Annotated in this window: 17 protein-coding genes; 14 read left to right on the top strand and 3 right to left on the bottom strand. The window is 46.8% G+C overall.

Annotation, left to right across the window (positions count from 1 at the left end; genetic code table 11):
- The first annotated feature begins 107 nt into the window (after window positions 1–107).
- The 4 genes from MHH89_RS01595 (at window position 108) to MHH89_RS01610 (ending at window position 2386) form a co-directional block, all read left to right on the top strand.
- Window positions 108–1316, top strand: coding sequence for a M14 family metallopeptidase (locus MHH89_RS01595; protein WP_076219389.1), 1209 nt, complete (start codon window positions 108–110; stop codon window positions 1314–1316).
- 110 nt (window positions 1317–1426) lie between these two features.
- Window positions 1427–1681, top strand: coding sequence for a hypothetical protein (locus MHH89_RS01600; RefSeq protein WP_341086146.1), 255 nt, complete (start codon window positions 1427–1429; stop codon window positions 1679–1681).
- A gap of 121 nt (window positions 1682–1802) precedes the next feature.
- Window positions 1803–2105: a HesB/IscA family protein gene (locus tag MHH89_RS01605; protein ID WP_036689223.1), complete on the top strand. Its 303-nt coding sequence runs from the start codon at window positions 1803–1805 to the stop codon at window positions 2103–2105.
- Between the two features lie 41 nt (window positions 2106–2146).
- The gene (locus MHH89_RS01610; protein WP_036689224.1) at window positions 2147–2386 is read left to right on the top strand and encodes a DUF1450 domain-containing protein; all 240 of its coding nucleotides are present in this window, start codon (window positions 2147–2149) and stop codon (window positions 2384–2386) included.
- Window positions 2387–2994: 608 nt separating this feature from the next.
- On the opposite strand, the gene MHH89_RS01615 is transcribed toward MHH89_RS01610, so the two are convergent.
- Together MHH89_RS01615 and MHH89_RS01620 are read right to left on the bottom strand one after the other, a co-directional pair.
- On the bottom strand, window positions 2995–5034 hold the full coding sequence (locus tag MHH89_RS01615; RefSeq protein ID WP_341086148.1) for an LTA synthase family protein: 2040 nt from the start codon (window positions 5032–5034) through the stop codon (window positions 2995–2997).
- Window positions 5035–5239: 205 nt separating this feature from the next.
- Window positions 5240–6379, bottom strand: coding sequence for a THUMP domain-containing class I SAM-dependent RNA methyltransferase (locus tag MHH89_RS01620; protein ID WP_036689227.1), 1140 nt, complete (start codon window positions 6377–6379; stop codon window positions 5240–5242).
- A 202-nt stretch (window positions 6380–6581) separates the two neighbouring features.
- On the opposite strand from MHH89_RS01620, the gene MHH89_RS01625 reads away from it, so the two are divergent.
- Window positions 6582–7211 (top strand): O-methyltransferase, encoded by a 630-nt coding sequence (locus tag MHH89_RS01625; protein ID WP_076191324.1) that lies wholly within the window; start codon window positions 6582–6584, stop codon window positions 7209–7211.
- 4 nt (window positions 7212–7215) lie between these two features.
- Here the strand turns inward: MHH89_RS01625 and MHH89_RS01630 are convergent, their stop codons facing one another.
- Window positions 7216–8436, bottom strand: coding sequence for an MFS transporter (locus MHH89_RS01630; RefSeq protein WP_038569803.1), 1221 nt, complete (start codon window positions 8434–8436; stop codon window positions 7216–7218).
- Between the two features lie 232 nt (window positions 8437–8668).
- Here MHH89_RS01630 and hemE point away from each other — a divergent pair, with 232 nt between their 5' ends.
- From hemE to MHH89_RS01675, 9 genes are all read left to right on the top strand, one after another.
- Window positions 8669–9730: a uroporphyrinogen decarboxylase gene (hemE, locus tag MHH89_RS01635; protein ID WP_076125097.1), complete on the top strand. Its 1062-nt coding sequence runs from the start codon at window positions 8669–8671 to the stop codon at window positions 9728–9730.
- Window positions 9731–9784: 54 nt separating this feature from the next.
- Window positions 9785–10741, top strand: coding sequence for a ferrochelatase (hemH, locus tag MHH89_RS01640; protein ID WP_076125099.1), 957 nt, complete (start codon window positions 9785–9787; stop codon window positions 10739–10741).
- Complete coding sequence (gene hemG / locus MHH89_RS01645) at window positions 10738–12162, top strand: protoporphyrinogen oxidase (RefSeq protein WP_341086151.1); 1425 nt, start codon at window positions 10738–10740, stop codon at window positions 12160–12162. The genes hemH and hemG overlap by 4 nt, the downstream gene beginning before the upstream one ends.
- A 162-nt stretch (window positions 12163–12324) precedes the next feature.
- On the top strand, window positions 12325–13722 hold the full coding sequence (locus MHH89_RS01650) for a CapA family protein (RefSeq protein WP_076125103.1): 1398 nt from the start codon (window positions 12325–12327) through the stop codon (window positions 13720–13722).
- 21 nt (window positions 13723–13743) lie between these two features.
- Entirely contained in the window at window positions 13744–14475 is a 732-nt protein-coding gene (locus MHH89_RS01655) for a glycerophosphodiester phosphodiesterase (RefSeq protein WP_445739137.1), read from the top strand.
- 36 nt (window positions 14476–14511) lie between these two features.
- Window positions 14512–15135 (top strand): fumarylacetoacetate hydrolase family protein, encoded by a 624-nt coding sequence (locus MHH89_RS01660; protein WP_036689251.1) that lies wholly within the window; start codon window positions 14512–14514, stop codon window positions 15133–15135.
- Window positions 15136–15157: 22 nt separating this feature from the next.
- Window positions 15158–15961, top strand: coding sequence for a DUF92 domain-containing protein (locus MHH89_RS01665; RefSeq protein WP_076218389.1), 804 nt, complete (start codon window positions 15158–15160; stop codon window positions 15959–15961).
- 44 nt (window positions 15962–16005) lie between these two features.
- Window positions 16006–16575 (top strand): TetR/AcrR family transcriptional regulator, encoded by a 570-nt coding sequence (locus MHH89_RS01670; protein WP_076098408.1) that lies wholly within the window; start codon window positions 16006–16008, stop codon window positions 16573–16575.
- A gap of 87 nt (window positions 16576–16662) precedes the next feature.
- The gene (locus tag MHH89_RS01675; protein ID WP_076125106.1) at window positions 16663–18597 is read left to right on the top strand and encodes an ABC-F family ATP-binding cassette domain-containing protein; all 1935 of its coding nucleotides are present in this window, start codon (window positions 16663–16665) and stop codon (window positions 18595–18597) included.
- Window positions 18598–18628: the final 31 nt, after the last annotated feature.

Below are 18628 nucleotides of genomic sequence, written 5' to 3' on the forward strand. Positions count from 1 at the left end.
CTCCTTCATGCCGGGTAGTGGCGCTTGCATACAATAGAGTTAAGTGCTGTATGCCGCTGTTTTTGTATTGCTGTATCAGCAATTTAAGGCCGAGAGGATGAGACCTAATGCGACAATATATTGCAAACAGGGGAGATACCGTAAGCCGAATTGCCGCTCTACATGGATTAACTCCTGAGCATGTTATTCAAGGTAATCCATGGGTTGGGAGGCAGTCTTATTTATACCCAGGCCAGGTTTTATTTCTGCCATCTTCGCCGCGTAAAAGGTATGCTGTGCAGGAAGGGGACACTCCAGAACGGATAACCTCATTATTTAATGTGAATTTAGAGGATTTGGAGAAGCTTAATCCTGGTGTGACCTCAGGGCGCTGCTGTACACCTGGAAAAATACTTGTCATTCCACCCCCGATTCCAGACCGCGTGGTGTTTCTGCGCGGGGAGTACGGTCCGGCTGATGTTGAGAGTGACATTGACAGCTTGCTTGTCCAATACCCGTTTATACAAGCAGCCACAATAGGCACGAGCGTACTCGGCAAGCCACTCCATGTACTCAAGATCGGGAACGGCACTCGTCATCTGCATGTTAACGCCGCTTTGCATGCCAATGAATGGCTGACTTCGCCATGCTTGATGTCCTTCATAGAGGAGTATGCAGCAGCTTATGCTGAAGGCTTGGAATGGAATGGACATAACCCTGAGGTTTGGTTCCAAAACTGGACATTATGGGTCGTGCCTATGGCTAATCCAGATGGTGTGGAGCTGGTTCAGGAAGGGGTTTTGCCTGACCATCCGTTTTATGATGACCTCATGAGATGGAATGGTGGACGAAGCAGCTTCCGGCATTGGAAAGCTAACATCCGCGGTGTGGATCTTGGGGATCAATTTCCCGCTCATTGGGAAGAGGAGCGGGAACGTCGGGGAGTAAGGCAGCCCTCACCTCGGGATTACAGCGGCCCTGAGCCGCTGAGTGAGCCTGAAGCAGCTGCTCTGGCAGCCCTGGCTGAGGAAGCGCCTGGCGAAGCTGCAGTGTCTCTGCATAGCCAAGGAGGAGAGATTTATTGGAACTACCGGGGGTATGAGCCTCCCGAGAGCCGCGAATTAGCCGCGCAGCTGGCAGTTGCGAGCAGTTACCGGGCAGTGGAGCTGACGGGAAGTGATGCCGGATATAAGGATTGGTTTATTCAGACCTTCCGCAAACCTGGATTTACTGTGGAGCTTGGGATTGGCAAAAATCCGCTGCCACTAGCAGATTTTGAAGATATGGCCCTGGAAACAGGACTTATATTAGCGACGCTCCTTTCCAATGTGAAATAATTATGAAACATTTGCAGTAAACTTGCGTAAAATAAACCATAGGGTATGGCCGCTGTCGTCACTACACGTTATCCGCGGCTGTATCCTTTTTACTTGGGAGGAGGGTCACCATGAAACTGAAAAAAATACTGTCACTAAAACAATGGTCCCATATCTTCAGTAGCTCCTGGCAATACATCCGCTCCCCTAAAGTAGCAATGGGGGACAAGCTGTTATTTACAATTCCAGTACTGCTCTATTGGGTCTTGCCGGACTTCATGCCATTTATTCCGATCGATGATATTGGAGTGAACATGCTGCTAATGGGCTGGTTCGTGTCACGAATGGGCCGGAAATATCCTACCCTTCAGCAGGGTGAAGGATAGCACCGCACATTTTCGACAAGAACTTCAGAGCTAATTAGCCAATATAGTTGCTTTTAGATGTCATTTACCTTTAAAATAAGTAATTGAGTATTTAATTTTCGGACTAGGAGATGGAATATAGATGAAGGTCAAAATTACCCGTAATGCGGCTAAAGTGATAAAGAAACAAATGGAGCTGGAAGGAAACAGTGAGTTGAAGCTGCGCGTAGCAATTACACATGCACACGGTGATCATGCTCACTACGGACTGGACTTGGACACGCCTAAAGAGAACGATGTTGTAGTATCGACAGATAAGGAAATCGATGTTATTCTTGATCCGAGCCAACCACTCCTTGATGGCGTGGTCGTTGATTATTTGTATCTTCCACAAGAAGGTTTTGTCATTACGAATCCCTCTAAAGGTAATCACGGCGATCACTAAACACTCGCCTGTAAATTTCGAACACAAAGAAGGGTTGCTCCATGGCTAACGAAATACAAGTGTGCGATGAATGTAATTTCATGAAGTTGAAAAGTATTATCCCTAAGCTGCAAAAAATGGCACCTGATGCCGAGATCAAGGTCGGCTGCAAGTCGTACTGCGGTCCATGTGGCAAACGGGCTTTTGTTTATGTGAATGGTCGTTATGTGAGTGCTCCAACGGAGGATGAAGTGTTGAAGAAAGCGGAAGCTTTTATCAAACAGCCCTCCGTTCAGAAATAATACTGAGTTCTTATCAACTAAGATAATAGGGTCGATCCCTCTTCATTCTCAGAATAAGTAAAAGTAAACAGAGCAGCGATTCTCCTGTTATTTGGAGGATCGCTGCTCTGCGTTTTCTGGCCATTGACGGCTTACTTCAATCGTGTCCATCATCCCATCATTTCTCCGTCTCATCATCTCATCGTCCCACCATCTCACCGTCTCATCGAGCCCACCATCCCATCATCCACCATCCACCATCCTATCATTCCACCATCCCATCATCTCCTCATCCCACAGGCGTTACGGACTCAGATGACGTTATTTGCCTGTTTTTAGCCTTTAAAGCAAGATTTCGGACCCCAGTGACGCTATTCCTTAAAAAGAGGCTCATATCGGCGTTTTCTAGGCTAATAGCTGCTCTGGAGTCCGTTAGCATTCCAAATCTCGGATAATGCTGCGTTTAGGGTCAGCTGTGTCCGTTAGTGAGATACTTCGCGGATCCAAGTCGGAAAACTAAACGTGCTTCCAACAACAATCAAGTGGTAAATGTCCAACATAGAGAGGATATCGCAGCAGCCCTTTTCGATAGTTTTTTGGACAGTCTCTTCGTTTACCCGGATGTAAGCTTAAGGTGCAGATTGTGTGTTCTTGAGCTTCTTGATTCCATCATATTTCATGATATCGTCGGAGATCTGTAGCCGGAGCTTACTGGTCTCATACCCGATGCTGCACTCCCCTACGTCAACGGCTTCGCGGCTTTCGAGACTATAACAGGTTCCGCTGGCAAATTGCCCATTTTCGCTGGGGAGATAAGACAGCTTTGCATCGGCATAGGCGCCGGATCGCAGCGTTACAAGACGCTCATGCCCGCTAAACAGATTATTGCCCATGAGATAATAAGGATCACGTGAGATCCCCAGCAAATGGAGCAAGGAAGGTGTAAGATCCAACTGACCAGCTGGAGCTGAATCTAGGACAGAGGCGTTAGAGCCTGGCAGATGAATGAGCAAGGGAACCTGATGCATTATTTGCTGCATATCGAGTGCGCTAAGGCTTTTGCCGAGAAATTGTTCGTAATAAGAGGTCTCCTGGATCGAATTATCATGATCTCCATAGAAAGCAACAATGGTATTATCCCACAGCCCACGCTGCTTCATCTCTTTGACCATTTCCCCTAAAGCTTCATCCGTATAGTGAACAGCCTGCAAATAATCTCCGAAGATCGTGCCCTTGAACTCTCCAGTATCAAGCCCTTGTTTATCTGCAGGGAGAGAATAAGGATGATGGCTGGATAGTGTAGTCAAAAATGAATAAAAAGGCTGCTGTATCGTTTCTGAAGTGTCCATAATATCGAGGGATTGCCGCAAAAAGGATTTGTCACCCAGAGACCAGCCTAGAGGTTCGTCTATTGTATAGTCTTTTTTGTTATAAAAATGGTCATAACCCATCGCGTTATACATAATCTGCCGATTCCAGAAGCTGCCTTCATACGCATGAAAAGCATTGGTACTGTAGCCCTTTGATTTCAAAATAGCAGGTAGCGTGTCAAACTGATGATCCGGGTAACGGACAAATACCGAGCCGGAGACCAGCGGGTACAGGGAAGCGTTGGACGTGAAATCCGCATCGGAAGTTCGTCCTTGTGAGGTCTGATGGTAGTAATTGCTGAAATAGGTGTTTTCTTTGATTAGAGCGTTCAGATTAGGCGTGATCTCCTGGCCGGATATTGAGCGTCCAACTACAAAGTTCATAAAAGCTTCAGCTTGAATAACAACGATGTTGCTTCCGCTGTATTTTCCAAAGCTGTCATTATTGGCATTTTGCTCAGTGTTTTGTTTATTGAACCAGAGCTGCATTGAGGTGGCTTCTTCTTGCGAAAGCTCGGGCTGCGGACCTAGATGATCTTTAGCATATAAGTAAATATCATAACCGTGAAAACCGATTAGTCCGGTTACGTTATACATCGCCAGACTCCACCAGTTGCCAGTGAATAGATCTTTAGCCCAGGTAGTAGCGTAGGTGTGGATAGGGCCAAAGGTCAGCACGCAACCTAGCGCCAGAGCAACGATGCCATTCACGCTTCTTTTTAGCATCCTGCTCAGGCGTGAAGAGCGGCGGGAATAACCGGTTTGAGAATAAGAGTGAGATTGCCCATAACGGCGAGGGGCGGCATTAGACAAGTATGTATGGGTTTTCTGGTGGTAGAACCCTGTTCCGATTCCATAGGCAATAAACAGAAGCCAGTCAGCGAACAAATAAAGATCGGAAGGACGCAGTAGGGCGAAGATACTTCCACCAAGCGCATCCATCTGTCCAGCCTGAAACAATACAGGTACCGTGATAAAATCCTGAAAATAACGATAGTAGACGATATCCGAATAAATAAGCAGTGTCAGAAGCAAGTTTATACTTAACAACGCTATCGTCTGTCCCCGGCGGGGAAGCCACAGAGTCCAAAAAGACAATAACATGACTGAACCTACAGCAATCCATTTGTCCTGCCGGTTCATATCTATATTGGGAGCATGCAGCCCACTATGCAGAAATAATAACTTGGCCAGCATGATGCCAAGAAAAAGGAGATAACCGATATATCGGGAGCGAATCACAGCAACTACTGTACTTGTTACGGTTGTGCTGCTCCGATTTGATGGAAAGTCAGACATTATAAAACCTCCTAACACAGAAAATAATTAAAACCAGAATAAACAATGTTGTTGTCTTTTTCAGATGATAAACGTTTCTCATAGAAATATATGAGCGAAAAGTTATAGGCGCTAAACTAAAACAGTCTTATACTCGGAGAAAAACGGACATCCTCCTCATACGAGGTAGATGTCCGTTCTGCATTCAAAGCAATGGTGATCCTAATTATTTCGGATTTCTAGGTGGAAGTGGACCCAAGTATTGATAATATTGACACTCGATACGTCCGTTATACAGTTTGCGGCGTTTGTCTGCCTTACGACCGTAAAATTGTTCGAATTCCTTGTATGGGCTGATCGCAAAAAATGACCATGTTGGCAGATATATCATCATTTCACCAAACTGGCGGGTCAGCTTTTCCACTTCTTTGTCATTACTGATCCGTTCTCCATAGGGAGGGTTGGTAATGATACAACCATATTCTCCTTCAGGTCTTGCTTTGGCAGCAGCCATCACTTTGAAGGTGATTTCTCCGGACAGTCCAGCACTCTTGGCGGCAGCTTCAGCAATTTCAATCGCTTCTGGATCGATGTCCGTACCTGTTAATTGCAAAGGATAATCATCGCGCACAGCATCGAAAGCTTCTTCGCGAGCCTCTTCCCAAAGATGTTTGGGGATGACTGGCCAATGTTCAGATGGAAATGAGCGGCGTAGTCCTGGAGCAATATTCCAAGCGATCATGGCAGCTTCAATTAACAGTGTTCCCGAACCACAACATGGATCGAACAGCGGCCGATGGCCATTCCAGCGGCTAAGCTGGATTAGTGCAGCAGCCATTGTTTCCTTCAGCGGAGCCTCTGTTGCATGTCTGCGGTAACCCCGTTTGTGAAGCGCGGGTCCTGTGGTATCTAATGTGATCAAAGCGATATCATTTAATAAAATCACCTCGATCACATATCGAGGACCGTTCTCCGGGAACCAGTCTGTATGATACGAAAGCTTCAGCTTCTCGACGATGGCTTTTTTGACAATCCCTTGGCAAGCGGGTACACTCGTTAGTTGTGATTTATGGGACCGTCCTTCAACCGGGAATTCTCCATTCTCTGGAATCCAGTCTTCCCAAGGCAGCGCTTTAACCCCTTCGAATAACTCGTCAAAGGTTTTAGCAGGGAATTGGCCCATTTTAACCAATACGCGGTCAGATGTACGCAGCCACAAGTTACAGCGACAGATATCGATGTAATCACCGCTGAATAATACTCGTCCGTTCTCGACCTTGGTCTCATAACCCAGTTCGTTTAATTCGCGCGCTACCACAGCTTCTAAACCCATAGGGGCAGTAGCGATTAATTGTAATTTGCTCAAATACTCTCAACTCCGTTTAACTTGTAGATAAATACTAAAAGCCAGTACAATAAGAAGAGACGACATTGTCGTCCTTTAAAGCATCCATACAAGTATAGGGGAATGTGGGACACTTCACAATGCCCGGCATTCCATAAATCATAAAATGTTCCCCGTCATCCCTTACTATGAGCAAACGGGGGATCCTCAAAGGAGAATCTTTATGCTTACGCAAGAAGAATACAGTGAACAACTTTATACAGAGGACGAAATTCTGCTTCGAGTAAAAGAAGCAATCGTTCAAGCAGGCATGCCGCCGGTGTCTGTCGAGCCGGGGTACGGAAGACTGCTCACCATGCTAGTTAGACTGTCTCGCTCTAAGCGTATTTTGGAAATTGGCGCACTTGGCGGTTACAGCGGAATTTGCTTATCCCGCGGTTTCTCTGAAAGTGGCACACTGACTTCGCTAGAGCTGAGAGCCGACTATGCCGAGCTTGCCCGCCGTAATTTAGAGCTGGCAGGCTTCGGGGATACTACGGAGTATAGAATAGGACCCGCAATGGACAGCCTGAAGGCACTGGAAGCAGAGGGCGCTAGGTTCGATTTCTTTTTCATTGACGCAGATAAGTTGAACTACACTAACTACTTGGAATATGCCATCAAGCTGGCCAATCCAGGAGCGATCATTGCGGGTGATAATATTTTTCTCCGTGGACGGACCTTAAATACAGATAGAAATGGTCCTGCCATCCTGGCTGTGCGCCACTTCAATGAGATGATCGCTACGGATGAACGTCTTATCAGTACATGTCTGCCTGCCTATGATGGACTGGCACTAGCGATGGTCAAATAGCTGATTAGCGAAATAACCGCGGTGTTGTTACTTTGTACAGCTTCAATCGAACCCAAATCGTATTAACCAGCAGCAAGCAGCCGGATATAATGAAAAGCCCCTCAATTCCGATGTAACCTGATAGAAAGCCGCCCAAGATAGCTCCCAGCATATTGCCTAGCGCCAATGTACTGCTGTTGAAGCCGAATGCGCGGCTTTCTTTTCCGTCAGGGGTATAGGAGCGGATAAGCGCATTAACGCTGGGCAACAGTCCGCCCATGAAGACTCCCATTAGGAAACGGACTATAATCAGCTGCCAGACACTAGTTACGAATGCCTGCGGAATTAGGAAGAGTGAAGCGCCAATTAACGCATAGGTCAGAATACGATGTGCGCCGACTTTGTCACTTAGCTTCCCAAGCAAGGGCGAAGCCAGCATATTGGAGATCCCTGTAACCGCACTGACCATCCCGGCCAAGAAGGCTATATTCTCAGCGGGTCCATTTAATTTTTCTACATAAAGTGGCAACAAGGCCATAGGACTAATCATTGCAAATTGCAGCAGAAAGGTTACACCGAATAGAGCTGGAAGCTGAGGGATTTTGATTAATTCCTTCAAGCCTGCGAGTACAGAAACCTGTGGCTCTTGTGCGGCTTCAGCGCGGTCGAATTTTTCTTTAACAAGAAATAATGCCAGCAGAGAGGCGATAAAGAGCAAGGCTCCAACGACATAAAAAATCGGCCGAAATCCGATTAAATCGGCAAGTAAGCCACCAATCAGTGGCCCTAGAATTGTCCCTGCAACAGATCCTGATTGCATCAATCCCATGGAGAAGCCCATACGTTCTTTGGGGGTAGTACCTGACACCAGTGCGATGGAGGCGGGATTGAAGCCAGAGATTGTACCGTTTAAGAGACGGAGCAGGAGCAGCTGTAAAGGGGATTGTGCGAAGCCCATTAATACCATGACAATAGCCATCCCAAAGCTGGAACGCAGCAACATGATTTTGCGTCCATATTTGTCTGCAAGCTTGCCCCATAATGGCTGGAATATGAAAGAGGTTAAGAAGTTTGCGGCAAAAATAAGTCCCGCCCAGATTCCAATTTCATGTTCACCCTGGACACCAAGATCCTTCGCAAGGTACAAGGTCAGGAAGGGTGTAATCATTGTCATTCCAGCATTCACCAAAAATTGCCCGAACCAAAGCACTAAGAGGTTGACCTTCCAGGTCTCCCATTTCTTCATAGTGCTTTCACATCCTTTCAAAGAATTTCAGAGAATATATGATTCACGGAAAAAATGCCATTTTATCAGTATATCATTTTTTGCAGCTTCATGTGTGCAACACATGTCATAGTAATGTCATAGGATTGTCATTCCAAACTCTTCGTATTAGTTGTTACAAGCTTTTAAAAAGGGCATAATAGTAGATATGCCGATTAAAAAAAATCTAATAAAATATAATGGAGATCTTATCATGACCTACAATGACACTTTTATCCGCGCCTGCAGAAAGCAGGACACGGAGCACGTTCCCGTATGGTACATGCGGCAGGCCGGCCGTTATGATCCCGAGTACCGTAAAATTAAGGAAAAGTATTCGTTGCTTGAAATCTGCAAGCAGCCTGAGCTGGCGGCAGAAGTAACCATGATGCCCGTTCGCAAGCTGGGTGTGGATGCGGCCATTTTGTATTCCGACATTATGAATCCAGTTGCTTCAATCGGAGTGAAATTCGATATCGTTAAGGATATCGGTCCAGTGATTGAGAATCCGATCCGTAGTGCAGCTGATGTGGAGAGACTAAAACCCATTGATGTGGAGGGTGATCTGAGCCACATTTTGGAAACGATTGCTATTCTGGATAAGGAACTGGACGTTCCTTTGATCACTTTTGCAGGCGCGCCGTTTACAATTGCCAGCTATTTGATCGAAGGTAGACCTTCCAAAGGATATATCCGTACGAAAGAGCTAATGTACAGTGAACCCCGTGTCTGGGAAATGCTGATGGACAAGCTAGGCGATATGATTATCACTTACCTCCGAAGTCATGTGCGGAGTGGAGGCAAAGCCTTCCAATTGTTCGACAGTTGGGTTGGTGCGCTTGCTCCACGCGATTTTGAAACGTACGTGCTGCCGACGGTTTCTCGTATTTTTTCCGAATTATCTGATCTTGATGTACCTAAAATATACTTTCCTGGCGTAAGCTCTGGAGAATTGCTGCCAAGCCTTACGAAGCTTCAAGCAGACGTAATCGGGCTGGATTGGCGAGTTAGCTTGACTGAAGGCCGACGCAGAATAGGCAATAAATTTGCGATTCAAGGAAATCTTGATCCATATTTGCTTACAGCTCCGATGGACCTCTTGAAAGAACGCGCGAAAGCACTGATCGATGAAGGGGTGCTTGAGCCAGGTTATATCTTCAATCTGGGCCATGGATTATTCCCGGAGGCCTCATTAGACAAACTTAGAGAATTGACGGAGTATATTCACGCTTATTCTCAGGAAGTATTACAAGAAACGGCTAAGCAACGTTCGTAAAAATATAAGAATTTATTTGTTCCACGCTATTAAATTGTAAAGGGGACGGAATCCGTGACAGTAAAAATAGGTGTTCTCGTCATGTCGTATGGCACTCCTAAGAGCCTAGAAGATGTTAAAGCTTATTACACGCATATTAGACGGGGGAACCCGCCAACAGCAGAGCAGCTTAAAGAGTTAACCGACCGTTATGAAGCAATCGTCGGGGGGGTATTCCCACTGCGGGAGAATACAGACCGGCAAGTAGAAGCTTTACAAGCAGCATTAAATGCGGATAAAGCGGGAGCAGATGTTGAATTTGTCTGCTATCAAGGCTTGAAGCATGCCAGTCCCTTTATTGAGGACGGCGTGGAGGCTATGGCGAAGGATGGCATTACTCAAGCAGTGGGTATTGTTTTGGCGCCACACTATTCCAGTATGAGTGTAGGGAGCTACATCAAGCGTGCGCAGGAAAAGGCTGATGCATGCAAGATTGACATGGGTTTTGTGGAGAGTTACCATATGCATCCTGAATTGATCGATGTGTTAAGCCAAAGAGTGTCGGCGAAGCTGGATCAATATATTGAAGCAGGTGCGACCCGTGATGAGATTCGCGTATTATTCAGCGCTCATAGTCTTCCAGAACGTATTCTGGCTATGGGTGATCCATATCGGGATCAGCTGCTGGAAACTTCGCAGGCAATTGCAGCTCAAGCAGGCGTAACCAACTGGCAGTTTACTTGGCAAAGTGCTGGCCGCACAGCTGAACCGTGGCTTGGTCCAGATATTCTGGACACGCTGCAACAGCTTAGTAAAGAACAGGTGGAATACGTATTGGTGGCCCCTATCGGATTCGTATCCGATCATTTAGAGGTACTGTACGATCTCGATATTGAGGCAACAGCCGTAGCTGCAGAGCTTGATATGCGTCTTATGCGGATTGACTCACTGAATAGTGATCCCGCATATATGTCTGTATTGAGCGATGTAATTCGTAAACGACTGGAGCAGATGAAGGCCGCTCAATCATGATTGGCCCCACAAGAAAAATTGTTATCATAGGCGGAGGGCTGAGCGGACTCAGCGCCGCCTTTTATATTCGTAAATTTTATAAAGAAGCGGGTATTAAGCCTGATATTGTCTTGCTTGAGAAAGAGAAAAACCTCGGTGGAAAGATTGAAACCTTACATCGCGATGGTTTTGTGATTGAAAAGGGACCGGATTCATTTCTGGCGGAAAGGGCGGAGATGTGCGAGCTGGCTAAGGAACTGGAATTGGATCACGAGCTGGTATCCACTAACCCTCTTGCTAAGAAGCGATATATCTTGCAGCGGGACAAGCTTAATCCTTTGCCAAACGGTCTTGTACTCGGTATCCCTACCGAACTGAAACCTTTTTTATCAAGTGGGTTAGTTTCGTTTGGGGGTAAAATACGTGCGATGATGGATTTTATTCTTCCTCCGCGGCGTAATGATGAAGACGAATCGCTTGGTGAGCTTATTGAGCGCCGTCTAGGGTCTGAAGTGCTGGAGAACTTAACCGAGCCGCTCCTCTCTGGCATGTACGCCGGAGATATACAAAAAATTAGCCTGCATGCTACTTTTCCGCAATTTGGACAATTAGAACAACAGTATGGCAGCCTTATTCGTGGAATGCGCACAGGGCGAAAGAATAAAAAGGTACAGGAAGGTACTACACAGAGTACCTTCTTGACGTTCCGCAAAGGGCTGCAAAGCCTCGTGCATAGTCTGATTTATGAGCTACATGATGTAGAACAACGGACGGAATCTAACGTAGTTTCTATTCAGGCTGTTGGGAGTCCTTCTATTTATGAGGTAGAGCTGGAGAATGGCGAACGGTTGCTTGCAGATGATGTATATATCACTACACCTAATTTTTCGGCTGCTGACTTACTTCGTCCCCATATGGAGGTTACGGCGCTGGAAGCGGTGGATTATGTTTCAGTAGCGAATCTAGTCATGGCTTTTAACAAAAAGGATATTGTTAACGAATATGATGGATCAGGTTTTTTTGTGCCTCGTAAAGAAGGGCGAAATATTACTGCCTGCACATGGACATCTACGAAATGGCCGCATACGGCTCCTGATGGTAAGGTGCTTTTGCGCTGTTATGTGGGTCGTTCTGGTGATGAACAGAATGTTCAGCTGCCTGATGAGGCTTTGACGGAGCTTGTGCTTAAAGATTTACGAGAGATCATGGGCATTACTGCGAAACCAATATTTACGGAAATCACCCGCTTAGAGCATTCCATGCCGCAGTATCCTATAGGACATCTTGATAATATTACCGAATTCCGCAAAGATTTAGCGGCTTCGCTTCCTGGTGTGTATGTCATTGGCGCCGGATTTAATGGCATAGCAATGCCAGATTGCATCAAGCAGTCCAAGCTTATTGCGGAAAGCGTTGCTAAACAGCTAATGAATGAAATGTGAGTACGATGACTAAATAAAACAGTGAAGCGAAGCATGAGGCGCTTCACTGTTTTTCTTTAGTTAGTAAAATTTTCTATTTCTATCGACTCTCTTATTTGTAGGGTGCTGTGATAGATATGCTATAATAAAAACAATTTGAGAGTAGAGGAGATCACAGAAACCATGTATCCGCCGCGATCGCGTTCTAGACAAAAGAACAAACATAAGAGCAAACGCAAGCGCAGAACGGCCTGGGCTTGGATCAATGCAGGTCTTCTTTTGATGATTACCGTGTTATTGACTTATAGCTTTACGAATGACCCTGACAAGAAAAGCGCCTCACCGCCTCCGGTAGCAGAAGCGACAGCTACGCCTATACCAGAGAGTAGTGATCAGCCTCAGACAGCACCTCCGGTGGTTGCAGTTGCAACGCCTGAAGCTACAGAGACGCCAAGCCCTTCTCCTACGGCAACTCCAGAGCCAACGCCTACACCGCAGGAGGAGCCCGAAGAGATTATTGAAACACAAGCTCCTGAAGCGACAGCGACCCCTGCGAAGGATGAGGACAGCTCGGAAGCAGCAAATAATGATGCAGTGTCTGGTCTGCCGTCAGATGATAACGCGTCTGGTAAGACGGTAACTTTGAATTTTGGTGGAGATGTTATATTTTCCGGGAAAGCTGGAGAACTGCTGGAGAAGAAAGGTTATGATTATTCGTATGCCGCATTGGAGGGTCTGTTCAAGAAAGATGATCTTACGATCTTGAATCTGGAAACTCCAGTGACCACAGGTGGCGTAAGTGCCACTAATAAGCAATTTGTATTCAAAGGATCACCACTCGCTCTGGATGCGCTTAAGTCAGCGGGTGTGGACGCAGTAAATATGGCGAATAATCACACGCTTGATCAAGGAGAGCAAGGCTTGCGGGATACCCTTAACCACCTTGCTGAAAGAGGAATTCCTTATGTGGGTGCGGGGCTTAACAGCAAAGAAGCATATTCGGCGCAATATTTTGAACGTAAGGGCATTAAGATCGCTTTGCTGGGATTCACCCGGGTGATTCCTGCGTCGGATTGGATGGCAGGAAAAAATAAGCCGGGGCTTGCCTCCGTATACGATAGTGCAGAGGGATTGAAGGCAATTGCTGCAGCCAAAAAGAAAGCCGATTTGGTGGTCGTAGTGGTCCATTGGGGTAAAGAACGGGTAGAACAATATGATAAAACGCAACAGTCGCTGGGCCATAGCTTTATCGATGCAGGAGCCGATCTTGTCATTGGCGGCCATCCACATGTGTTGCAAGGCGTGGAGCCATACAAGGGCAAATGGATTGCCTACAGCACCGGGAATTTTATTTTTACGAGATCTACAGTGCCTGCCACTTGGGAAACTGCGGTTTTTCAGGCGGAATGTAGTGTAAAAGGTCAATGCTCCTTAAAGCTGAAGCCTATGAAAGCCGAGCTAGCACAGCCTGTACCAATGAACGAAGTGGATGGAAAGCTTTTGTTAAAAAGAGTAGAAGCTCTATCCGCAGGACGGGTAAAGATCGGCAGCGACGGTAAAGTCACTCAAGTTACCAAATAGGGTTCCTGGGAGGTCCTTATGATGAACAATTTGTGTGTAGCCCATCGAGGGTTTTCCGGTAAAGCTCCAGAGAATACATTGGCAGCCATTCGGATGGCGATTGCCATGCCCTTTGTGCACTGGATGGAAATTGATGTCCAGCTCTCCAAAGACGGCGTTCCTGTTGTCATTCATGATTATACGTTGGACCGGACGACCAATGGTCATGGCAAGGTAAAGAACATGGACTGGGAATATATCCGGCGTCTGGATGCGGGGAGCTGGAAAGGGCGTGTTTTTCAGGGCGAGCGGGTGCCTTCTTTGGAAGAGGTGTTGTCACTAGCCTCTGGAAGATTGCGTCTGAATATTGAACTGAAAACAGTGGGAGATATGTATCCTGGCATTGAGAAGGCGGTGACGGATCTTATTTCTGCAAAAGGTATGCGGGACGACGTGATCTTGACCTCTTTTGATACTGGAGCATTAAAAAAAGTCAAGGAAATTGATCCCCGTTTTCGTACCGGATTGATCTTTGATTCCAGATTTGGCAATCCTGCACGCAGGCTGCATGAACTGGATTGCTCTTTACTTTCGATTAGCTTCTCGCGTCTGAATCCTAGACTGGCTAAGCTTTTGTCCGAGCGTGGGGTGGAAATTATGGCTTGGACTGTGAACAAAGCGAAAGAGATGCGTCGCTTAGCCGACATGCATTCTGATATAATGATCTGTACAAACCGCCCGGATATATGGGGCGACACCTTTCTGAAGGTATAAATAATCCAAATCGATGGGAAAGAGAGCTGACTGTTTATGTGCGCTGCTGTTAATAATCTATATTGTGTTGGACGCAACTACAAGCTACACGCGGAGGAATTGGGTAACAATGTGCCCGTGGAGCCGCTCATCTTCATGAAGCCCTCACATGCGGCTGTTTCCCTCGATAAAGCAGTAATTAAGCTGCCAAAGGATGCGGGTCAGATTCATTATGAAGGTGAACTTGTACTGCGTATTGCACGTGATTATACACCAGGCATGAGCGTGGAGGATCTGGTAGATGTTATGGCACTGGGACTGGATTTCACGCTGCGTGATGTGCATAATGATCTGCAGAAGAAAGGTTTGCCGTGGACGCCAGCTAAAGGCTTTAAAAATGCCGCACCACTCACCCCTTACATAGCGTTTCCAGATAAGGAAGAGCTGGAGGGAACTGATTTTACAGTGGTGAAAAATGGGGTGGAAGTACAACGCGGCAATGTTAAAAACATGATTTTTTCACTTCAAAAAATTGTTGATTTTATCGCGGAGCGCTACGGGTTAGGGAAAGACGATGTGATATTTACAGGTACTCCGGCAGGCGTGGGTCCTACTGTAGCTGGCGACGCTTTCGAGCTGTACTGGGGCGACAAGCTGATGGGGACTTGCCTGATCGGTTAATAGATCTGTTGGAGATGAATCTATGCAGTGGGTTATTGGCGCTTTAGGCGCTTTGATTGTTGCGGGAGCGGCATATTGGAAGCAGTCTTTAAGTCTCTCTGGCATGATTGCCGCGGTAGTGATGGGCACTATTTATTTTGGTGCCGGAAATGCTTTTTGGTTTGGGATATTGCTGATCTTCTTCATCACTTCAAGCCTGCTGTCCAAACTTCATCATGATAATAAAGCAGAATTAGAGCTGACGTATGCTAAGACGGGCCGCCGCGATGCCGGGCAGGTCTTTGCTAACGGTGGACTTGGCATGGTTCTGGTTTTTCTGAATGCGATCTTCCCGCATGAGCTATGGGGGTTCCTATTTATTGGTGTAATGGCTACAGTAACCTCGGATACATGGGCTACGGAGATCGGAACACTGAGCAAGAAACCGCCTCGTTCTGTCCTTACGGGTAAAGTTCTTCCTGCCGGAGCTTCGGGTGGTGTATCCAGCTTGGGTACGCTGGCGGCGGCGGCAGGAGGCGCACTCATCGGTGCGTCAGCTTGGCTGCTGCGTATGATATCCGGCATGCCGGATCACTCTTTCGTGCTGCTTACCCTAGCAGGACTTGCCGGAGGATTAGTCGGCGCCTTTGCCGACTCTATCCTTGGTGCAACCGTGCAGCAGATGAACCGCTGTACCGTATGCGGCCGCGAAGTGGAAGGTTCACAGCATTGTGGGGCTCCAGCTGTACACGCAAGAGGCTGGAAGTGGATGAGCAATGACGCAGTCAATGCCATCAGCTCTATCCTCGGCGGTGCAGCTGCCTTACTGCTGAGCATGATCATTTAGCATTTGAATTTAAGCTTTGAACGGCACAGTTTAGGGAGGGACCGATGAGTAGCGCATCCAATCAAAAACATACTGCTATTCTGGATGCCGCATACGAGCTCTTCGGTTCAGGTGGATTTTACGAAACGAAGATGTCGGAAGTGGCGGAGCAAGCCGGGATAGCAAAGGGCACCGTTTATTTATACTTCAAGAGCAAGGAAGAATTATTCATGGCAGTGACGCGCCGCGATTGTGAGGGGTTTCTCCTGCAATTACAGGAAAGGCTGAAGGCTAGTGATACTTTGGCCGGTAAACTTTCGATCATTGCTAAACATCACTTGAATTATTATTATGAACGCAAGCGGCATACGAAGCTCTTTTTCCGTGCCCCTAACAATAATCCTGAATTAGTGGCGTATATGACTCAATTTATGGAGCAATACATGCAAGATGTGGTCAAGGTATTATTAGAAGGTGGAGCATCCGAGCCTGAGCTTATGGCACAGTCCTACATAGGGATGCTGGATCGTTTGAAGATGGATATTTTATTTGATCCGTCTTTTACGGAGGAGGACGCGTATAAACGCGCTGATTTCGCTGCTGGTCTTTTTATTAGAGGGGCCATGATCACCTGAATTTTGGATAGGATGATAGACCGGATAAATAGCATTGGTTAGATGCGGGCCGGTTTTATGAAAATATAAGGCAAGCGAGGAAATAGCATGAATATTATGACCGTGGAACATCTTTCCAAGAGTTATGGCGAGAAAGTACTCTTTAGCGACGCTTCATTTGGTATGGACGATCGGGATAAAATTGGCTTGATCGGTGTGAATGGAACGGGTAAATCAACCTTTTTACGGATTATTGCCGGTCTGGATACTCCGGATGGTGGACAAATTGCCATCGGGAATAATGTAAGAGTACAATATTTGGCGCAGAATCCTCCTTATGATCCTATGAATACAGTTTTGCAGCAAGTGTTCGCCGGGGATGATCCAGACCTTGCTACCATGCGTGAGTATATGGAGACTATGTCCCAGCTTGAACAGCAGCCTGGTAATGCTGAACTGGAAGGAAAACTAGTAAAGATTGGGCAGGCGATCGACGCTGCGGGAACATGGCATTTGGAGAGTGAAGCCAAAAGCGTGCTTACCAAGCTAGGCATCTTAAAGTTTGATGCGTTAATGGACACACTTTCTGGTGGACAACGTAAACGTGTGGCTCTGGCAGCTGCACTGATTACCCCCTCTGAACTGCTGATTCTTGATGAGCCTACCAACCATATTGATACGGATTCCGTGGCTTGGTTGGAGCAATATTTGCAGAAACGGCGCGGCGCTCTTTTGATGGTGACGCATGATCGTTACTTCCTGGAGCGTGTGGCTAGTGTCATGCTAGAGCTAGATGGTGGCCAGCTTTATCGTTATGAAGCTAACTATTCACGGTTTCTAGAGCTTAAAGCCGATCGAGAAGAACGAGAAGCCTCTGCCGAACAGAAGCGTAAGAATCTGTTGCGTACAGAGCTGGCTTGGATTCGTCGCGGTGCCAAAGCCCGTTCAACAAAACAGAAGGCAAGAATCGACCGCTTCGAGAAGCTGAAAGAGAGTACGGGAAGCAGCTCGAACGGTTCATTGGATATCTCTGTGGCTTCTACACGTTTAGGTCGCAAGATCATTGAAATTAATGACCTGTCGAAAGCGTTGGATGGTCGTCAGCTAATCAAAGATCTCAGCTATATCGCTGTACCCCAGGATAGAGTGGGCATCGTCGGCCCGAACGGCAGCGGCAAATCCACACTCTTAAATATGATTGCAGGTCAGCTGCAACCCGATAAAGGTGAAGTTCAGCTTGGCGCTACGGTTAAGCTTGGTTACTTTACACAAGAGCATCAGGATATGGATGACAGTATGCGTGCCATTGAATACGTGAAGGAAGAAGCAGAAGTGATACGGACAGCAGACGGCAGTGTGATTACGGCTGGTCAAATGCTGGAACGCTTCTTGTTCCCTCCTGCGATGCAGTGGACACCGATCTCCAAGCTGTCTGGTGGCGAAAAAAGGCGCTTGTATCTGCTTCGTGTATTGATGGGAGCACCTAACGTATTGCTTTTGGATGAACCTACGAACGATTTGGATATCGGCACATTGGCTGTTTTGGAAGATTATCTGGATGAATTTCCGGGTGTCGTCTTTACCGTATCCCATGACCGTTATTTCTTGGACCGTACGATAGATAAGCTGATTGCTTTTGAAAATGGCGATATCCGGATTCATGTTGGCGATTATACGGAATATGAAGAATGGCTGGCCAAAAATGTACCGTCACGCATTGGAGAACCGAACAAAGAAGGAAGCTCAAAGCAAAAAGAGGCCGCGGACACTGCCAGCAACCCTGCAGCTTCAACGACTCCCAAAACAAAACTCAAATTCAGCTTCAAGGAACAGCGTGAATATGAGGGCATTGATGAGCAAATTGAGCTTGCAGAGCAACGTTTGACGGATATTAGTGTACAGATGGAGGCGGCTTTTGCTGACTCTGGAAGGCTGCAGGAGCTAGTAGAGGAGCAACGCCTAGCCGAAGCAGAGCTGGAGCGTCTTATGGAACGCTGGACCTATCTGAACGAGCTTGCGGAGAAAATCGCTGGTAAGGCTTAAACCCGTTGGATGGCTTTGAATGAAAATAGGG

The sequence above is a fragment of the Paenibacillus sp. FSL H7-0323 genome (assembly GCF_038002725.1).
Lineage (GTDB): Bacteria > Bacillota > Bacilli > Paenibacillales > Paenibacillaceae > Paenibacillus_AQ > Paenibacillus_AQ odorifer.

Coding starts and splice junctions, on each gene's coding strand:
- MHH89_RS01595 (WP_076219389.1), top strand. CDS start 108: ATGCGACAATATATTGCAAACAGGGGAGATACCGTAAGCCGAATTGCC.
- MHH89_RS01600 (WP_341086146.1), top strand. CDS start 1,427: ATGAAACTGAAAAAAATACTGTCACTAAAACAATGGTCCCATATCTTC.
- MHH89_RS01605 (WP_036689223.1), top strand. CDS start 1,803: ATGAAGGTCAAAATTACCCGTAATGCGGCTAAAGTGATAAAGAAACAA.
- MHH89_RS01610 (WP_036689224.1), top strand. CDS start 2,147: ATGGCTAACGAAATACAAGTGTGCGATGAATGTAATTTCATGAAGTTG.
- MHH89_RS01615 (WP_341086148.1), bottom strand. CDS start 5,034: ATGTCTGACTTTCCATCAAATCGGAGCAGCACAACCGTAACAAGTACA.
- MHH89_RS01625 (WP_076191324.1), top strand. CDS start 6,582: ATGCTTACGCAAGAAGAATACAGTGAACAACTTTATACAGAGGACGAA.
- MHH89_RS01630 (WP_038569803.1), bottom strand. CDS start 8,436: ATGAAGAAATGGGAGACCTGGAAGGTCAACCTCTTAGTGCTTTGGTTC.
- hemE (WP_076125097.1), top strand. CDS start 8,669: ATGACCTACAATGACACTTTTATCCGCGCCTGCAGAAAGCAGGACACG.
- hemG (WP_341086151.1), top strand. CDS start 10,738: ATGATTGGCCCCACAAGAAAAATTGTTATCATAGGCGGAGGGCTGAGC.
- MHH89_RS01650 (WP_076125103.1), top strand. CDS start 12,325: ATGTATCCGCCGCGATCGCGTTCTAGACAAAAGAACAAACATAAGAGC.
- MHH89_RS01655 (WP_445739137.1), top strand. CDS start 13,744: ATGAACAATTTGTGTGTAGCCCATCGAGGGTTTTCCGGTAAAGCTCCA.
- MHH89_RS01660 (WP_036689251.1), top strand. CDS start 14,512: ATGTGCGCTGCTGTTAATAATCTATATTGTGTTGGACGCAACTACAAG.
- MHH89_RS01665 (WP_076218389.1), top strand. CDS start 15,158: ATGCAGTGGGTTATTGGCGCTTTAGGCGCTTTGATTGTTGCGGGAGCG.
- MHH89_RS01670 (WP_076098408.1), top strand. CDS start 16,006: ATGAGTAGCGCATCCAATCAAAAACATACTGCTATTCTGGATGCCGCA.
- MHH89_RS01675 (WP_076125106.1), top strand. CDS start 16,663: ATGAATATTATGACCGTGGAACATCTTTCCAAGAGTTATGGCGAGAAA.